Below are 16,034 nucleotides of genomic sequence, written 5' to 3'. Positions count from 1 at the left end.
CGTCGGTTCAGGCGCGTTTGCGTTCCGAAGTGGACGACTTGGAGGTGGCCTTCTTCGCGGCGGTCTTGGCCGGAGCCTTCTTGGCCGGCTTCTTCTTGGCGGGTGCGGCCTTCTTCCCGGCGGCGTCGACGCTGCGCTGCAGTGCCGCCACCAGGTCCACCACTTCGGCGTCCTCGCCGCTCTTCTCGACTTCGGCGACGGGGATGACCTTCTTGCCGCCCGACTCGATCATCTCGTCGAGCAGTTCACGCAACTGCACCTGGTAGTCGTCGGTGAATTCGGTGGGGTCGAAGTCGTCGGCCATGCTGTCGACGAGCGTCTCGGCCATGGCGAGTTCCTTCGCCTTCGGCTTGTCGACGCCGTCGAGCGAGGAGAACTCGGCGGCGCGTACCTCGTCCGGCCACAGCAGCGTCTGGATCACCAGTACCCCGTCGCGTGACCGCATCGCGGCCAGTCGGGTGCGCTGCCGGAGGGTGAAGTGGACGAGGGCTGTGCGGTCGCTGTTCTCGAGGGCTGTCGCGAGGAGGACATACGCCTTCGGAGAGCTGGAATCGGGTTCGAGGAAGTAACTCTTCTCGAACAGAATGGGGTCGATCTGTTCGGTCGGCACGAACTGCAGAACGGGAATCTCGTGTTTCTCGGCGGCGGGCAGTTTCCCGAAATCATCGTCCGTCAACACCACGCGCACGCCGTCGTCGGAGTCGTAGGCCTTGTCGATATCGGCGTATTGGACGACGTTGCCGCATTCGGAGCAGACGCGGTTGTATTTGATCCGGCCGCCGTCCTTGGCATGGACCTGGTGAAACCTGATGTCGTGATCCTCGGTTGCCGAATAGACCTTGACCGGCACATTCACGAGTCCGAACGCTATCGAGCCCTTCCATATCGACCGCATGCGTTCCATGATGGTCTCCTTTTCGCGTTCGCGCGACAGTTCATCGAACTTCCCGGCGAAGCGTCGAACGGAGAATCACACTGCGGATATCGCCGGAGGATGCCCGAAACATCCGCCCCATTGCGGACAGGGTTCCGCGCGGATTCGACCGTTCGGACAGATATGCCGCCTGGAGTTGTGGCGGTAGATCGAAGAAATGCTCGAAGAATTCGGGGACGTGTTCTGCATCCAGATTCAGGAGGACGCGGAGACCGACCGACCGCAGGGACGCGACGGTGCGGGCCTTCCACGGCCACAGTCGCGCGTTCGAACCGTCACGAAGATCGTGGGCCAGAACATCTGCGCACAGGAGCGACGCTGCGACGCTGTAACCCGTTCCGGGGTGCATCAACCCGGCGCGGGCCCCAAAGCGCACCTGATCCGAGTTGTGGGCACGACCCGCCTCGGGGGGTGGTTCGACGGCGAATCTGACTCTCTCGACGTCCGAATGGGACGGTACGGTGACGCCCCGTTGTCGGAGTCGGTCGTGGAGTCGGGTGGCGAGTTCCGAGATCGGGAGTGGCGGGCGACCGACCAGGCAGGTCTCTTCGAGCAGGAACCGGTCGTGCGCGAGGGGAACCCCGTAGAGGAAGGACGGCGCGTCCGAGTGCGATGTGCCGTTGTCGCGGCGCCAGTCCATGAACACCGCGGCCTCGCCGGCGAGCGCATGTGCGGCCGTGCCGGGGTCCACCACCACGCCGTAGGCCGTCTGCTGGGCGAGGTCGGGGCTGTCGCCGGTGCCGCGAGCGTCGACCACGACGTGCGCCTCCAGCGTGGACCCGTCGTCCAGCAGAACGGACGTGGGGGAGAGGTCCACGGCTCTACCTGCGAGGACAGTTCCGCATTCCCTACTGAGTATTGATTGCAGTGACGATGTATTCAAAACACAATATGTGCGATCGATGGTGTGGCGACGTGTCGTCCAGGCCGCCGGGCGAGAAGTTCTCGTTTCGATCGCGCCCCGAGGGAGCCAGTCGGGGAGCTCGTCTTCCCACGCCGCGTACGTCGCGGTCCACGACCTCCGGGGGAGTGGGTCGACCGAGACGACCGTCGCGCCGAGAGCTGTGGCCCGGTGGGCGAGGGCGCGGCCGGCAGGACCGAGGCCCACGATCGCAACGTCCCAGATCGCTGGACGGGGAGAAGCTGTCACGCAGCCAGCCTGACACGAGAGCCGAGTTTCCTGCCGCAGAATAAATCCATGCTCCATAGTCGGACACGGACGGAAGAGCAATATTTCCTGAACTTATCTGGTGCGCTCCAGATAGCGCGGGGTAGTGGGGGCTTCGCCGGCGCACGTCACGACCTCGTCAACTCACCCTGGACGGCCCGGACCGGCCACGACGGGTGCTGGGGGGAGTGGGCGCCGCGGTCCGGCCTCGCCGACCGTGGGGGAGCGCGAAGGGTTGAGCGAGATCGAGTTGCGCGGGGTGGGGAACCTGAATGCGCCTGCGAAATCCCGGAAACGCCGGTCGGGCTTCCCGGCCCAGCAGGTTGGCAACCTGGTATAGACTCGGACCCGGACGGAACACACTAGTTCCCCGAATACTCATAGTGGCCATCTCTCCTGCCACCAATGGACGTCACCACGGTGCACACCTCTCGAACGCTTCACTCTCGAACAACAGGCCAATGACGAGGGGGCCAGGGCTTTCTGCGAGTCGGATACGGCCGCGAACGTTAGCGGGATCACTGGCGGGCGTGTTCCGAGTTGCCGGCGGTCGGGTAAAATTGCTGGTTCGTGTGTTCTTTGTGCAGTTTTTCTCATTCAACGCGAGCGTCATTTTCCTAGGAGTCTTGTTGATCACCGCTACCGACCTGGAAGTTCGAGCTGGAGTACGGACGTTGCTGTCCGCGCCCGGGCCGGCTTTGCGGGTGCAGCCCGGCGACCGCATCGGGCTGGTCGGCCGCAACGGTGCCGGCAAGACGACCACCCTCCGCATTCTTGCGGGGGAGGGGGAGCCGTATGCGGGTGCCGTGGTGCGCACCGGCGATGTCGGGTACCTCCCGCAGGACCCGAAGGAAGGCGACCTCGACGTCCTCGCGAAGGACCGCGTGTTGTCCGCGCGCGGCCTCGACTCGCTGCTGCGGGACATGGAGAAGCAGCAGATCCTGATGTCGGAGGTCGTCGACGACGCCGAGCGCGACAAGGCCGTGCGCAAGTACGGAAACCTCGAGGACCGCTTCTCGGCCCTCGGGGGTTACGAGGCCGAGAGCGAAGCTGCGCGCATCTGCAACAGCCTCGGCCTGGCCGACCGCATCCTCGGTCAGCAGCTGCACACCCTGTCGGGTGGTCAGCGCCGCCGTGTCGAACTGGCGCGCATCCTGTTCGCGGCGTCGGACGGTAGCGGCGGACGGTCGGACACGACTCTTCTGCTCGACGAGCCGACCAACCACCTCGACGCCGACTCGATCACCTGGCTGCGGGGATTCCTGCAGAACCACGAGGGTGGTCTGATCGTGATCAGCCACGACGTCGATCTGCTCAACGACGTCGTGAACCGGGTGTGGTTCCTCGACGCCGTGCGCGGCGAGGCCGACGTGTACAACATGAGCTGGAAGAAGTACCTCGACGCCCGCGCGACCGACGAACAGCGTCGTCGCCGCGAGCGCGCCAATGCGGAGAAGAAGGCCGGTGCGCTGCGCGCGCAGGCCGCGAAGCTCGGCGCGAAGGCCACCAAGGCGGTGGCGGCGCAGAACATGGCGAAGCGCGCCGACAAGCTGATGTCCGACCTCGACGCGGAACGCGTGTCCGACAAGGTGGCCCGGATCCGGTTCCCCGAGCCGGCCGCGTGCGGCAAGACTCCGCTGATGGCGGAGAACCTGACCAAGGTCTACGGTTCGCTCGAGATCTTCACCGGAGTGGATCTCGCGATCGACCGTGGGTCACGGGTCGTGGTGCTCGGTCTCAACGGTGCCGGTAAGACGACGCTGCTGCGCATTCTCGGCGGCGTCGAGACGCCGGACGCGGGCGGGCTCGTCCCCGGTCACGGGCTGAAGATCGGCTATTTCGCGCAGGAGCACGACACCCTCGACGACAACGCGTCGGTGTGGGAGAACATTCGCCACGCGGCCCCCGACACGGGGGAGCAGGAGCTGCGTTCGCTGCTCGGTGCGTTCATGTTCACCGGCCCGCAGCTCGAGCAGCCCGCAGGCACCCTGTCCGGTGGTGAGAAGACGCGCCTCGCGCTCGCGGGTCTCGTGTCGTCGGCGGCGAACGTCCTGCTGCTCGACGAGCCGACGAACAACCTCGACCCCGTCTCCCGCGAGCAGGTGCTGGACGCGCTCCGCAGCTACACCGGTGCCGTCGTGCTGGTGACACACGACCCGGGTGCGGCCGAGGCGCTCGACCCGGAACGGGTCATTCTGCTGCCCGACGGCACGGAGGACCACTGGTCGCAGGACTACCTGGAACTGATCCAGCTCGCCTGATCACTGCGCGTAGATATCGCCGTCGCGGGGCTCTACCGTGGAAACCACCGTCGCTCGCCGACTGGAGGAGTTCATGGCTGACATCGGGGTCTTCGCCAAGAGCGCTCGGATCACGGGACCGTCGCGCGCCGATCTGCAGGCGGAGCTGAAGGAGCGCTACCAGGCCGGAGCGAGTATTCGTTCCCTTGCCCGGGAAATGGGGAGATCGTACGGATTCGTCCGCAACATTCTCGCGGAGTCCGAGGTGGAGCTCCGCGGACGAGGCGGAGCTCACCGTCGCAAGACCTGACCGGTGTCGGTGGGGGAGTGCGGTGTCAGTCGCGGCGTCGGACGGATTCCTCGACGAGGTCGAGCACGGCCGACAGGTTGTCGCCGGCGTGCCCGGAGGCGATGCGCGCGACGAGGCCGTCGAGAACCAGGTCCAGGTAGCCGATCAGGACGTCGGTCGGGACGTCGTCGCGGAGGCGGCCCGCGGATTTCTGCCGCGCGAGACGCGCCATGGTCGCCTCGGTGAGTTCCGCCGACCGTTGTGACCAGCTTCTGCGGAAGTCGGGATCGTTCCGCAGCCGTCGGGCGATCTCGAGCCGGGTTCCCAGCCAGTCGAACTGTTCGGGCTGGGCGAGCATGTCCCGCATCACCTGGACGAGGCCCTCGTGGGCGACGACGTCGGCCATCCTGGTCGCGTCCTCGTGGGCGAGCGCCAGGAACAAGCCGTCCTTGTCCTTGAAGTGATGGAAGATCGCCCCGCGTGACAGTCCGGTCACTTCTTCGAGCCGGCGGACGGTGGCACCGTCGTAGCCGTATTCGGCAAAGCAGCGGCGGGCGCCGTCGAGGATCTGACTGCGCCGTGCCGCGAGATGGTCTTCACTGACCTTGGGCAAAGTGCCTCCTTCGTCGGCCTGTGAGTGTTTCGGCCCTCGACATCTGAGGGTCACCGAATGCACGAAGCGCGCACGACCACCTCGATCGGGAACAGCGGAGCTCCCCTGAAACTGGTCGTGCGCGCTTCGTGCCTGCCATGGCCGAAAACACTCACAGGTGCGTAGCGCCTATGGGCCGAAAGCTCGCACAGGCGCGGTAGCGCCTAGCCCTTGATCATGTTGCGGAGCACGTACTGCAGGATGCCGCCGTTGCGGTAGTAGTCGGCCTCGCCGGGCGTGTCGATGCGCACGACCGCGTCGAAGACGACCTTCTCACCGTTCTCGCGGGTTGCCGTGACCTTGACGGTCTTCGGCGTGACACCCTCGTTCAGCTTCTCGACGCCTTCGATGTCGAAGACCTCGGTGCCGTCCAGCTTCAGCGACGCAGCGGACTCGCCGGCCGGGAACTGCAGCGGCACGACGCCCATGCCGATGAGGTTGGAGCGGTGGATGCGCTCGAACGACTCGGTGATGACGGCCTTGACGCCGAGGAGGCTGGTGCCCTTGGCGGCCCAGTCACGGGACGATCCGGAGCCGTACTCCTTGCCGCCCAGCACGACCAGCGGGATGCCGGCCTTCTGGTAGTTCTGCGACGCGTCGTAGATGAACGCCTGCGGGCCGCCGTCCTGGGTGAAGTCGCGGGTGTAGCCACCGGAGACGTCGTCGAGGAGCTGGTTGCGCAGACGGATGTTCGCGAACGTGCCGCGGATCATCACCTCGTGGTTGCCGCGACGCGAGCCGTAGGAGTTGTAGTCCTTGCGGTCGATGCCGTTCGCGTCCAGGTACTGCGACGCAGGCGTTCCGGCCTTGATGTTGCCTGCCGGGGAGATGTGGTCCGTGGTGACCGAGTCGCCGAGCAGCGCGAGGACGCGGGCGCCCTTGATGTCGCTGACCGGGGTCGGCTCCTTCGGCATGCCGTCGAAGTACGGTGGCTTCCGCACGTAGGTGGAGTTGGCGTCCCACTCGAAGGTCTTGCCCTCCGGGGTGGGCAGTCCACGCCAGCGCTCGTCGCCCTTGAAGACGTCCGCGTAACCCTTGACGTACATCTCCTGGCTGATCGAGGAGTTGATGGTCTCCTGGATCTCCTGGGGAGAGGGCCAGATGTCCTTCAGGAACACGTCGTTGCCGTCGGCGTCCTGGCCGAGGGCGTCGTGCTCGAAGTCGAAGTCCATGGTGCCTGCGAGGGCGTACGCGATGACCAGCGGCGGGGAAGCCAGGTAGTTCATCTTCACGTCGGGGGAGATGCGTCCCTCGAAGTTGCGGTTACCCGACAGCACCGCGGTGGCGGTGAGGTCGTTGTCCTGGATCGCCTGCGAGATCTGCTCGTCCAGCGGGCCGGAGTTGCCGATGCAGGTGGCGCAGCCGTAACCGACGAGGTAGAAGCCGAGCTTCTCCAGGTACGGCCAGAGGCCGGACTTGTTGTAGTAGTCGGTGACGACCTGCGAACCGGGAGCCATGGAGGTCTTGACCCACGGCTTGGCGGACAGGCCCTTCTCGACGGCGTTGCGGGCGAGCAGGGCCGCGCCGAGCATGACCGACGGGTTGGACGTGTTGGTGCAGGAGGTGATCGACGCGATCACGACGGCACCGTGGTCGAGGATGAACTCGCCCTTGTCCTCGGACAGAACCTTGACCGGCTTGGTCGGGCGGCCCTCGGATCCGTTGGCGGCCGACTGCACGTCGACGGCGCCGTCGTCGGCGAACGACAGGGCGGCGGGATCGCTCGCGGGGAACGACTCCTCGACGGCCTCGTCGAGCTGCGAGTGACCCGTGGGGTGGTGCTCCTCCACGTAGTTGTGGATGTCCTTGCGGAACGCGTTCTTCGAGTCCGACAACAGGATTCGGTCCTGCGGGCGCTTCGGGCCTGCGATGGACGGAACCACGTCACCGAGGTCGAGTTCGAGGTACTCGGAGTACTCGGGCTCGTGGTCGGCGTCGTGCCAGAGGCCCTGTTCCTTCGCGTACGCCTCGACGAGTGCGAGCTGCTCCTCGGAGCGGCCGGTGAGGCGGAGGTAGCTGACGGTCTCGGCGTCGATCGGGAAGATCGCGGCGGTGGAACCGAACTCGGGGCTCATGTTGCCGAGCGTCGCGCGGTTGGCCAGCGGAACCTCGGCCACGCCCTTGCCGTAGAACTCGACGAACTTGCCGACGACGCCGTGCTTGCGCAGCATGTCGGTGACGGTGAGGACCACGTCGGTGGCGGTGACGCCGGGCTTGATCTCACCGGTCAGCTTGAAACCGACGACGCGCGGGATCAGCATGGAGACGGGCTGGCCGAGCATGGCGGCCTCGGCCTCGATGCCGCCGACGCCCCAGCCCAGCACGCCCAGGCCGTTGACCATGGTGGTGTGCGAGTCGGTGCCAACGCAGGTGTCGGGGTACGCCTGGCCATTGCGGACCATGATCGTCCGGGCCAGGTGCTCGATGTTGACCTGGTGGACGATGCCGGTGCCCGGGGGGACGACCTTGAAGTCGTCGAACGCGCCCTGGCCCCAGCGGAGGAACTGGTACCGCTCACCGTTGCGGGAGTACTCGATCTCGACGTTGCGCTCGAATGCGTCGGCGCGGCCGGCGACGTCGATGATGACCGAGTGGTCGATGACCATCTCGGCGGGTGCGAGGGGGTTCACCTTGTTCGGGTCGCCGCCGAGTGCGGTGACCGCTTCACGCATGGTGGCGAGGTCCACGATGCAGGGGACGCCGGTGAAGTCCTGCATGATCACGCGGGCAGGCGTGAACTGGATCTCGACGTTCGGGTCGGCCGAGGGATCCCAGCTCGCGATGGCGCGAATGTGGTCGGCGGTGATGTTCGCGCCGTCCTCGGTGCGAAGCAGGTTCTCGGCGAGAACCTTCAGTGCATAGGGCAATTTTTCGGTGCCGGGCACGGCCGAGAGGCGGAAGATCTCGTAGGAGTTCTCACCGACCTCGAGGGTGCCTTTGGCGCCGAACGAATCAATACTCGTGCTCACGTCAGCTCCACTCGTCTATGAGGGTCGCCGCCGACGGGGCTGTGTCGACGGCTGCAGGCACTGCGGGCACGGCTGATCCGTGTGCGCTGTCGTGCTAGCGATGACGGAATCGGCCCATACCGCGGTACCTCCGATAGTCTAACAGTACGCTTGTCCTGTGAGAATTCCGGGGGGATCGAGCGTGTACCCCCCGGCGATTCTCCTCGACCCCGACGCGGGACGCGCGCGGACGGAACGGAACTTCGGGGACTCCTCACGTAGTGTTCACGCGAGGCTTACGTTCCTACAGCAAACCCGGATGAGAGATGCCTGCCCCTATCGCCACCGCACTTCCTGCCAGTGTCATGCTCCCCGTCCAGTCGGCCCTCCCGTTGTCGACGGACCTTCCGGAAGACATCGACGTCTCCGACGTGGTCGCGGACGTGTCCGACGACGGCGTGTCGGCGCCGTCCGACGAGGCGAGTGAACTCGCCGCCGTGGTCGACCGCGCCGCCGACCACGGGATCGAGCTGAGCATCGTGGTGCTGGACGAGGATCCCGGCCGCGATTCGCAGCTGCGCGACCTCGCGACCGAGGTCGGGGCGGAAGAAGGCGGCACCGTTCTGGTGCTGAGTCCCAGCTGGGTCGGCACGTACAGCGATTCGATCAGCCGGGTCCTGCTCGAATCGGGTCAGGACCGCACCTACACCGGCGATGCGGTGGTCTCCGCCAATCACTTCGTGGACGAGGTGATCGAGCCGGGACCCCCGTGGGCCCTGATCACGGCCGTCATCGTCGCGATCGTCGTGATCGCGTCGGCCGCCACGTTCTTCGCGAAATCGCGCCGGGCGTCCGGATCGCGTGACGACACTGCGGAAAAGGGCGACAACGCCGCGGGGGCCGGCACGTCGTACGAGCGACAGAAGCCCTGACGCCTGCCGAATTTCCGGGATAACTCGGCGGCAATTTCACTATTCGTCCGACTGTGGCCGCTGCCTGCGTCGATGCGCGTAAATAGCGCCGACGATTCACAGTTCGACATTTCCGCTGGTCAAATTACTCATGTGTTATTTGTGACTAAAGTTTCCATAGAGTCCGGAAGTGTCGTACGGTGCATTTGGCGCTCTTGGGGAAGAAGTGTCGCAGGCTGGTGATTGACGTCCAGAGTGACGACGATCCGGCGTATGTCGGTGTCGCCGAAGCATGGGAAGGTGTGGCTGCCGCAAATTTCTCCCCACGACGAGCACGGCGCGGTGTGCGTGATCGGTGCAGAACCGAGGGAGAGAGTTGTGAAGCGACAAGCACGAGCTGGAGTGGGGCACCGTAGCTTCTCCCGCGGGCACACTCGCACGGCGCGCCTCCTGATCGGATTGGGCATCGTCGGAGCCCTGGTCGGCAGCACACCCGGCCTGGCCGCAGCCGTACCGCCCCCGCCACCGAATCCGTCCGACAACGACATCGCGCAGGCCCAGACCCAGGTGTCGGCGGGCCTCGGGCAGGTCAGCGAACTGATCAACCAGGTCGCCTCCGCGGATCAGCAGCTCGCTCAGCTCGACAACGAGGTCGCCATCAAGCGCGAGGACGTGAACCGGGCTCTGGTCGATCTGCAGAACGCCCGCAGCGCCGCCGATCTGGCGGCCAACGTGGTCGGGGCCTCGCAGCAGGCGCTGCGCGACGCCGGGGCGCAGATCGAACTCGCGCAGAAGGACTTCGACAAGTACGCCCGGTCGAGCTACACGCAGGGCACCAACGTCTCCTCGATCTCGACGTACCTGGGCGCCCAGGGGCCCGGCGACGTCCTGGATCGCGCGCAGGTTCTGAAACTCCTGGCCACCAGCCAGAACGCGGTGCTCGAGGGTCTGCAGCGGGCACGGACCGCGCAGGCCAACAAGGATTCTGCGGCACGCGAGGCCAAGCAGCAGGCGGACGTGGCCGCCGACCAGGCCGCGGCGAAGAAGTCGCTCGCGGAGCAGGCGATCGCGATCGCCCGTTCGGCGCTGCAGGATCAGGCTGCCAAGAAGGCACAGATCGAGAGCAACCGCGCCGCCGCCCAGGCCCAGCTCGACGCCGCCCGAGGGAACGTCGCGGGGCTGCAGGGGCAGCGTGAGGCGTACGCGACGTGGGAAGAGCAGAAACGCGCCGAGGACGCGCAGAAGGCGGCGATCGCCGCCGCGGCCCGGGAAGCCGCGACTCAGGCCGCCGCGCGGGTCGCCGCCAACGAGGCGGCTCGACAGCGCGCCGCGGAACTCGCCGCGGGGCAGCGCGCGCACACCACGATCGAGGAGGACTCGGAGGACGAGGACTCCGACTACTCCGCGGACGGTGGGACGACCACACCGAAGTCCACCCCCAAATCGAAACCGTCGACCAGCGGTGAGGACCTGACCGGCAGCGAGGCCATCGAGACCGTCATCGACCGGGGTCTGTCCCAGATCGGTGTGGAGTACGCGTGGGGCGGCGGCGACGAGAACGGCCCGACCCTCGGCATCCGCGACGGCGGTGTCGCCGACAGTTACGGCGACTTCAACAAGGTCGGTTTCGACTGCTCCGGCCTGATGATCTATGCGTTCGCCGGGATCGGCATCTCCCTGCCCCACTACACCGGGTATCAGTACACCGCGGGCGAGCAGGTTCCCTCGGAGGAGATGCAGCGCGGCGACATGATCTTCTGGGGCCCGAACGCCAGCCAGCACGTCGCCCTGTATCTCGGAAACGACGAAATGCTGGAGGCCCCGCAGTCCGGATCGACCGTCCAGATCTCCCCGGTGCGATGGGATGGCATGACCCCTTACGCTGTCCGTATGGTGTCGTGATCCATGATGTCGATGAAGTAGTCCGCAGTGCGGATCGTGCTTGGTTGCGGCGGGGGTTGCTTGCACCTGGAATAGTTGAGCAAGTACGTGAACGGGCGGAACGATCTAGGTGAAAGCGGTGGATTCTTGGTGACCTCACGTGATGATGCGGTATCGGAGGGTGCAGCCCGGAAGGAGTCGCCCGCGAAGGCCGCTCCCGAAGGTGTGAAGAATGGGGGTGCGGCCAACGGATCGGGTCCCCAGAACGTCACCGCGCCGAATGCACCCTCACAGAACACGGGCACGCAGAGCGCGACGACGAAGACGGTCGCGCCCAATCTCGCCGCCGACGTCCAGACGCTGGAACGCGCGATCTACGAGGTCAAGCGCGTGATCGTCGGGCAGGACCGGCTCGTGGAGCGGATCCTGGTCGGTCTGCTCGCGAAAGGGCACGTGCTGCTCGAGGGTGTGCCCGGTGTCGCGAAGACCCTGGCCGTCGAGACATTCGCGAAGGTGGTCGGCGGATCCTTCTCGCGTGTCCAGTTCACCCCCGACCTGGTGCCCACCGACCTGATCGGTACGCGCATCTACCGGCAGGGGCGTGAGGAGTTCGACACCGAACTCGGTCCCGTCGTCGCGAACTTCGTGCTCGCCGACGAGATCAACCGCGCGCCGGCGAAGGTGCAGTCGGCGTTGCTCGAGGTGATGGCCGAGCGGCACGTCTCGATCGGCGGCAAGCGGTACCACATGCCCGACCCGTTCCTGGTGATGGCGACGCAGAACCCGATCGAGAACGAGGGGGTGTACCCGCTGCCGGAGGCGCAGCGCGACCGCTTCCTGTTCAAGATCCTCGTCGACTACCCGACGGTGGAGGAGGAGCGCGAGATCGTCTACCGGATGGGTGTCGATGCGCCGGAACCCCACCAGGTCCTCGATCCCGAGGAGCTCGTCCGCCTGCAGAAGGTCGCGAGCGGTGTCTTCGTGCACCACGCGCTGGTCGACTACGTGGTGCGGGTCATCGCGGCCACGCGCACGCCGGCCGAGTTCGGTCTCCCCGAGGTCGACGGCTGGATCGCGTACGGCGCGTCGCCGCGCGCGACGCTGGGCATCATCTCCTCGGCCCGCGCGTTGGCGTTGCTGCGCGGGCGTGACTATGTGGTGCCGCAGGACGTGCTCGAGGTGATCCCGGACGTGCTGCGTCACCGTCTCGTGCTGTCCTACGACGCTCTCGCCGACGAGGTCAGCCCGGACGACGTCATCTCCCGCGTGCTGCAGACCGTGGGTCTGCCGCAGATCGCCGCACAGCCGACGACGGTACCGGCCGCTCCCGCCGGTCACCACGGACCGCCCGTCCCGTCCACGTCGGTGCCCGGACCGACGGCGATGAGCCAGCCACGGTGAGTGCGCGTACCGCCGGTGCGCAGAGTTCCGGCCCGCCGCCGTCGTTTCGCTCCGGCGAACTCCGTGATCCCAAACTGTCCGCCGCGCTGCGGACGCTGGAACTGACCGTCCGCCGCCGCCTCGACGGGGTCCTGCACGGCGACCATCTTGGCCTGATCCCGGGCCCGGGCTCCGAACCCGGTGATGCCCGCGAGTACCAGCCGGGTGACGACGTGCGTCAGATGGACTGGTCGGTGACCGCCCGGACGACGCACCCGCACGTCCGGCAGTCGGTGGCCGACCGGGAACTCGAGACGTGGCTCGTCGTCGACCTGTCGTCGAGCCTCGACTTCGGTACCGCCGGCTGCGAGAAGCGGGACCTCGTGGTGGCGGCTGCCGCCGCCGTCACGCACCTGACCAGCGGCGGCGGGAACCGGATCGGGGCGATCGTCTCGACCGGCGCCCAGACCACCCGGATCCCGGCCCGCGGCGGCCGCATCCACGCGCAGGCGATGCTGCGTCAGATCGCGACCACCCCGCACGCCCCGGACGGGGTGCGGGGCGACCTGCAGGGTGCGGTGGAGTCGTTGCGCCGACCCCAGCGTCGCCGCGGTCTGGCCGTCGTCATCAGTGACTTCCTGGGGCCGATCGACTGGGAGCGGTCGCTGCGGGCGATCTCCGGCCGCCACGACGTACTCGGGGTCGAGGTGCTCGACCCGCGAGATCTGGAATTACCCGACATGGGGGATGTAGTGCTGCACGATCCGGAGTCCGGACGGACCCGCGAGTTCACGACCACGCCGCAACTGCGCGCCGACTTCGCGCGGGCCGCGGACGAGCACCGCCTGCAGGTGGAGCAGTCGTTGCGGCGCTGCGGCGCCCCGCTGCTCAGTCTGCGGACCGACCGGGACTGGATCTCGGATGTCGTGCGGTTCGTGTCCGCCCGGAAGCACAGTTACGGGACCGCGACGAACCAGAGGTCCCGCCGGTGAGCCTTTCCCAGTTCACCTCACCGTGGTGGCTGCTGTTCCTCCTGGTCGTCGTGGCATTGGTCGCGGGATACGTGTGGGTGCAGCGTCAGCGGCAGAAGCACACCCTCCGGTTCACCAACTTCGCGCTCCTCGAGAAGGTGGCGCCGTCGCGGCCGGGCCGGGCCCGGCACATTCCGGCGCTGCTCATGGTGCTGGCGCTGGTGTTCTTCAGCGTGGCGCTGGCCGGACCGACGGAGGACAAGCGGGTTCCGCGGAACCGGGCCACCGTGATCCTCGTCATCGACGTGTCGTTGTCGATGAAGGCGACCGACGTGGAACCGACCCGGCTGGCCGCGGCACAGGACGCCGCGAAGTCGTTCGCCGACGGGCTCACCCCCGGCATCAACCTCGGTCTCGTCGCGTTCGCAGGCACGGCCTCGGTGCTGGTGTCGCCGACCACCAACCGGGAGGCGTCGAAGGTGGCGATCGACAATCTACAGTTGAGCGAGCGGACCGCCACCGGTGAGGCGATCTTCACGTCGCTGCAGTCGATCGACACCCTGGCCGCGGTGCTCGGCGGCAGTGATCAGGCGCCGCCCGCCCGCATCGTGCTGCTCTCGGACGGCAAGCAGACGGTCCCCGAGAACCCGGACGATCCGCGCGGCGGATTCACCGCCGCCCGGCAGGCGAAGGACAAGGACGTCCCCATCTCGACGATCTCGTTCGGCACCAGCTACGGCAAGGTCGAGATCGAGGACGAACGCATCCCCGTGCCCGTCGACGATCCGTCGCTGCGGGAGATCGCGAATCTCTCCGGGGGCAGCTTCTTCACGGCGTCGAGCCTGGAGGAACTGCGCGACGTCTACGACACCCTCGAGGAGCAGATCGGTTTCGAGACCACCCGCGGCGACGCCAGCCGCCCTTGGCTCGTGCTCGGTGTCCTGTCCGCCACGGCGGGGCTGATCCTCGCGCTGGTCCTGCGTCAACGGCTGCCGTGATCTGCGTTCCACCGCGGCCCCGCGCTTCCACTCCCGCACATCTGAACAGATAGGTTGATCCCCATGTCTACCCCACAAACTACTGACGCGTCAGTTAGGACGGTGTCCACTCCCCGGTCGGTGCTCGTCACCGGCGGCAACCGCGGGATCGGCCTCGCTGTCGCGCAGCGCCTCGCGGCGGACGGCCACAAGGTCGCGGTCACGCACCGCGGCTCGGGTGCGCCCGACGGGCTGTTCGGCGTCCAGTGCGACGTCACCGACACCGAGTCGGTCGACCGCGCCTTCAAAGAGGTGGAAGCGCACCAGGGTCCCGTCGAGGTTCTCGTCGCGAACGCCGGCATCACCGACGACACGCTGATCATGCGGATGACGGAGGAGCAGTTCACCTCCGTCGTCGACGCCAACCTGACCGGCGCGTTCCGCGTCGCGAAGCGGGCCACGCGGTCGATGCTGCGGGCGCGGTTCGGCCGGTTCGTGTTCCTCGGGTCGGTCGTCGGTCTGGCCGGTGGTCCCGGCCAGGTGAACTACGCGGCGTCGAAGGCCGGTGTGGTCGGCATCGCGCGGTCGCTGACCCGTGAGCTCGGTTCCCGGTCGATCACCGCGAACGTGGTGGCCCCGGGATTCATCGACACCGACATGACCGCGGTCCTCGACGACAAGTACAAGGACATGATCACCGGCGCGGTTCCGCTGCAGCGGCAGGGCAAGCCCGAGGAGGTCGCCGCGGTGGTGAGCTTCCTGGCCTCCGACGATTCCGCCTACGTCTCCGGCGCGGTGATCCCCGTCGACGGCGGCCTCGGCATGGGCCACTAGCTCTCCCCACTCCACTTCCCGGACTTTTTCTTCACAGGAGGACACCTCATGGGCGGATTGCTCGAAGGTAAGACCATTCTCGTCACCGGCATCATCACGGACGCGTCCATCGCGTTCCACGTCGCCAAGGTCGCCCAGGAACAGGGCGCCAAGGTGATCATCACCGGCTTCGACCGTCTCCGGCTGATCGACCGCATCGCGCAGCGCCTGCCGCAGCCGGTGCCGCCGGCGCTGGAACTGGACGTGCAGAACCCGGAGCACCTCGCGAGCCTCGCCGACCGCATCCGGGAGATCGCGCCCGAGGGTGTCGACGGCGTCGTGCACTCCATCGCGTTCGCGCCGCGGTCCTGCCTGGGCAGCCCGTTCTTCGACGCACCGTGGTCGGATGTGGGAGTGGCGTTCGAGGTCTCCGCCTACTCGTACGCGTCGCTGTCGAAGGCGCTGCTGCCGGTGCTGAACGACAACGCGTCGATCGTCGGCATGGACTTCGATCCCGCGCGCGCGGTGCCGTTCTACAACTGGATGGGCGTCGCCAAGGCGACGCTCGAGTCGGTGAACCGGTATGTCGCCAAGGAGGTCGGCGAACGCGGTATCCGCTCGAACCTCGTCGCGGCCGGCCCGATCAAGACCCTCGCCGCCAAGGCCATCGCCGGTACCGCCACCGACGACGCCAAGCAGATGAACGAACTGAACACGGCGTGGGACGAGCGCGCGCCCATCGGCTGGAACGTCGACGACCCGGAGCCGGTCGCGAAGACCGTGTGCACCGTGCTGTCCGACTGGCTTCCCGGCACCACCGCGTCGATCATCTACGTCGACGGTGGCGCCCACGCGATGGCCGGCTAGGGC

The 16,034-nt window shown here is 67.0% G+C and carries 13 protein-coding genes; 9 read left to right on the top strand and 4 right to left on the bottom strand.

Annotated elements, in window-relative coordinates; genetic code table 11:
- Positions 1 to 7: 7 nt before the first annotated feature.
- Both ku and QM693_RS24410 read right to left on the bottom strand, forming a co-directional pair.
- Positions 8 to 895: a non-homologous end joining protein Ku gene (gene ku / locus QM693_RS24415; protein WP_443706314.1), complete on the bottom strand. Its 888-nt coding sequence runs from the start codon at positions 893 to 895 to the stop codon at positions 8 to 10.
- A 40-nt stretch (positions 896 to 935) separates the two neighbouring features.
- Entirely contained in the window at positions 936 to 2,084 is a 1,149-nt protein-coding gene (locus QM693_RS24410; RefSeq protein ID WP_283353656.1) for a lycopene cyclase family protein, read from the bottom strand.
- Between the two features lie 647 nt (positions 2,085 to 2,731).
- On the opposite strand from QM693_RS24410, the gene QM693_RS24405 reads away from it, so the two are divergent.
- Together QM693_RS24405 and QM693_RS24400 are read left to right on the top strand one after the other, a co-directional pair.
- On the top strand, positions 2,732 to 4,363 hold the full coding sequence (locus QM693_RS24405) for an ABC-F family ATP-binding cassette domain-containing protein (RefSeq protein WP_283353655.1): 1,632 nt from the start codon (positions 2,732 to 2,734) through the stop codon (positions 4,361 to 4,363).
- Positions 4,364 to 4,436: 73 nt separating this feature from the next.
- A complete protein-coding gene (locus QM693_RS24400; RefSeq protein WP_005255033.1) occupies positions 4,437 to 4,652 on the top strand; it encodes a helix-turn-helix domain-containing protein in 216 nt (71 codons plus the stop codon).
- A gap of 25 nt (positions 4,653 to 4,677) precedes the next feature.
- On the opposite strand, the gene QM693_RS24395 is transcribed toward QM693_RS24400, so the two are convergent.
- Together QM693_RS24395 and acnA are read right to left on the bottom strand one after the other, a co-directional pair.
- The gene (locus QM693_RS24395; protein WP_009480470.1) at positions 4,678 to 5,244 is read right to left on the bottom strand and encodes a TetR/AcrR family transcriptional regulator; all 567 of its coding nucleotides are present in this window, start codon (positions 5,242 to 5,244) and stop codon (positions 4,678 to 4,680) included.
- A 203-nt stretch (positions 5,245 to 5,447) separates the two neighbouring features.
- A complete protein-coding gene (acnA, locus tag QM693_RS24390) occupies positions 5,448 to 8,252 on the bottom strand; it encodes an aconitate hydratase AcnA (protein WP_280784552.1) in 2,805 nt (934 codons plus the stop codon).
- Positions 8,253 to 8,557: 305 nt separating this feature from the next.
- On the opposite strand from acnA, the gene QM693_RS24385 reads away from it, so the two are divergent.
- From QM693_RS24385 to inhA, 7 genes are all read left to right on the top strand, one after another.
- Complete coding sequence (locus tag QM693_RS24385) at positions 8,558 to 9,163, top strand: Rv1476 family membrane protein (protein WP_283353654.1); 606 nt, start codon at positions 8,558 to 8,560, stop codon at positions 9,161 to 9,163.
- Between the two features lie 357 nt (positions 9,164 to 9,520).
- A complete protein-coding gene (locus tag QM693_RS24380; RefSeq protein ID WP_105418552.1) occupies positions 9,521 to 11,044 on the top strand; it encodes an NlpC/P60 family protein in 1,524 nt (507 codons plus the stop codon).
- 204 nt (positions 11,045 to 11,248) lie between these two features.
- A complete protein-coding gene (locus QM693_RS24375) occupies positions 11,249 to 12,424 on the top strand; it encodes an AAA family ATPase (RefSeq protein ID WP_280784554.1) in 1,176 nt (391 codons plus the stop codon).
- On the top strand, positions 12,421 to 13,395 hold the full coding sequence (locus tag QM693_RS24370) for a DUF58 domain-containing protein (RefSeq protein WP_280784550.1): 975 nt from the start codon (positions 12,421 to 12,423) through the stop codon (positions 13,393 to 13,395). Before QM693_RS24375 ends, QM693_RS24370 begins: the two co-directional genes overlap by 4 nt.
- A complete protein-coding gene (locus QM693_RS24365; protein ID WP_009480477.1) occupies positions 13,392 to 14,372 on the top strand; it encodes a VWA domain-containing protein in 981 nt (326 codons plus the stop codon). Before QM693_RS24370 ends, QM693_RS24365 begins: the two co-directional genes overlap by 4 nt.
- Positions 14,373 to 14,435: 63 nt before the next feature.
- Positions 14,436 to 15,185 carry a 3-oxoacyl-ACP reductase FabG1 gene (gene fabG1, locus QM693_RS24360; protein ID WP_005241843.1) on the top strand — a complete coding sequence of 250 codons (750 nt, stop codon included), beginning with the start codon at positions 14,436 to 14,438 and terminating at the stop codon, positions 15,183 to 15,185.
- A 48-nt stretch (positions 15,186 to 15,233) separates the two neighbouring features.
- Complete coding sequence (gene inhA / locus QM693_RS24355; protein ID WP_005241845.1) at positions 15,234 to 16,031, top strand: NADH-dependent enoyl-ACP reductase InhA; 798 nt, start codon at positions 15,234 to 15,236, stop codon at positions 16,029 to 16,031.
- Positions 16,032 to 16,034: the final 3 nt, after the last annotated feature.

The sequence above is a fragment of the Rhodococcus sp. IEGM 1305 genome (assembly GCF_030058635.1).
In the GTDB taxonomy this organism is placed as follows: domain Bacteria; phylum Actinomycetota; class Actinomycetes; order Mycobacteriales; family Mycobacteriaceae; genus Rhodococcus_F; species Rhodococcus_F opacus_D.
This window is presented reverse-complemented; position numbering and strand designations above follow the sequence as displayed.

Coding starts and splice junctions, on each gene's coding strand:
- ku (WP_443706314.1), bottom strand. CDS start 895: ATGCGGTCGATATGGAAGGGCTCGATAGCGTTCGGACTCGTGAATGTG.
- fabG1 (WP_005241843.1), top strand. CDS start 14,436: ATGTCTACCCCACAAACTACTGACGCGTCAGTTAGGACGGTGTCCACT.
- inhA (WP_005241845.1), top strand. CDS start 15,234: ATGGGCGGATTGCTCGAAGGTAAGACCATTCTCGTCACCGGCATCATC.
- QM693_RS24385 (WP_283353654.1), top strand. CDS start 8,558: ATGCCTGCCCCTATCGCCACCGCACTTCCTGCCAGTGTCATGCTCCCC.
- QM693_RS24400 (WP_005255033.1), top strand. CDS start 4,437: ATGGCTGACATCGGGGTCTTCGCCAAGAGCGCTCGGATCACGGGACCG.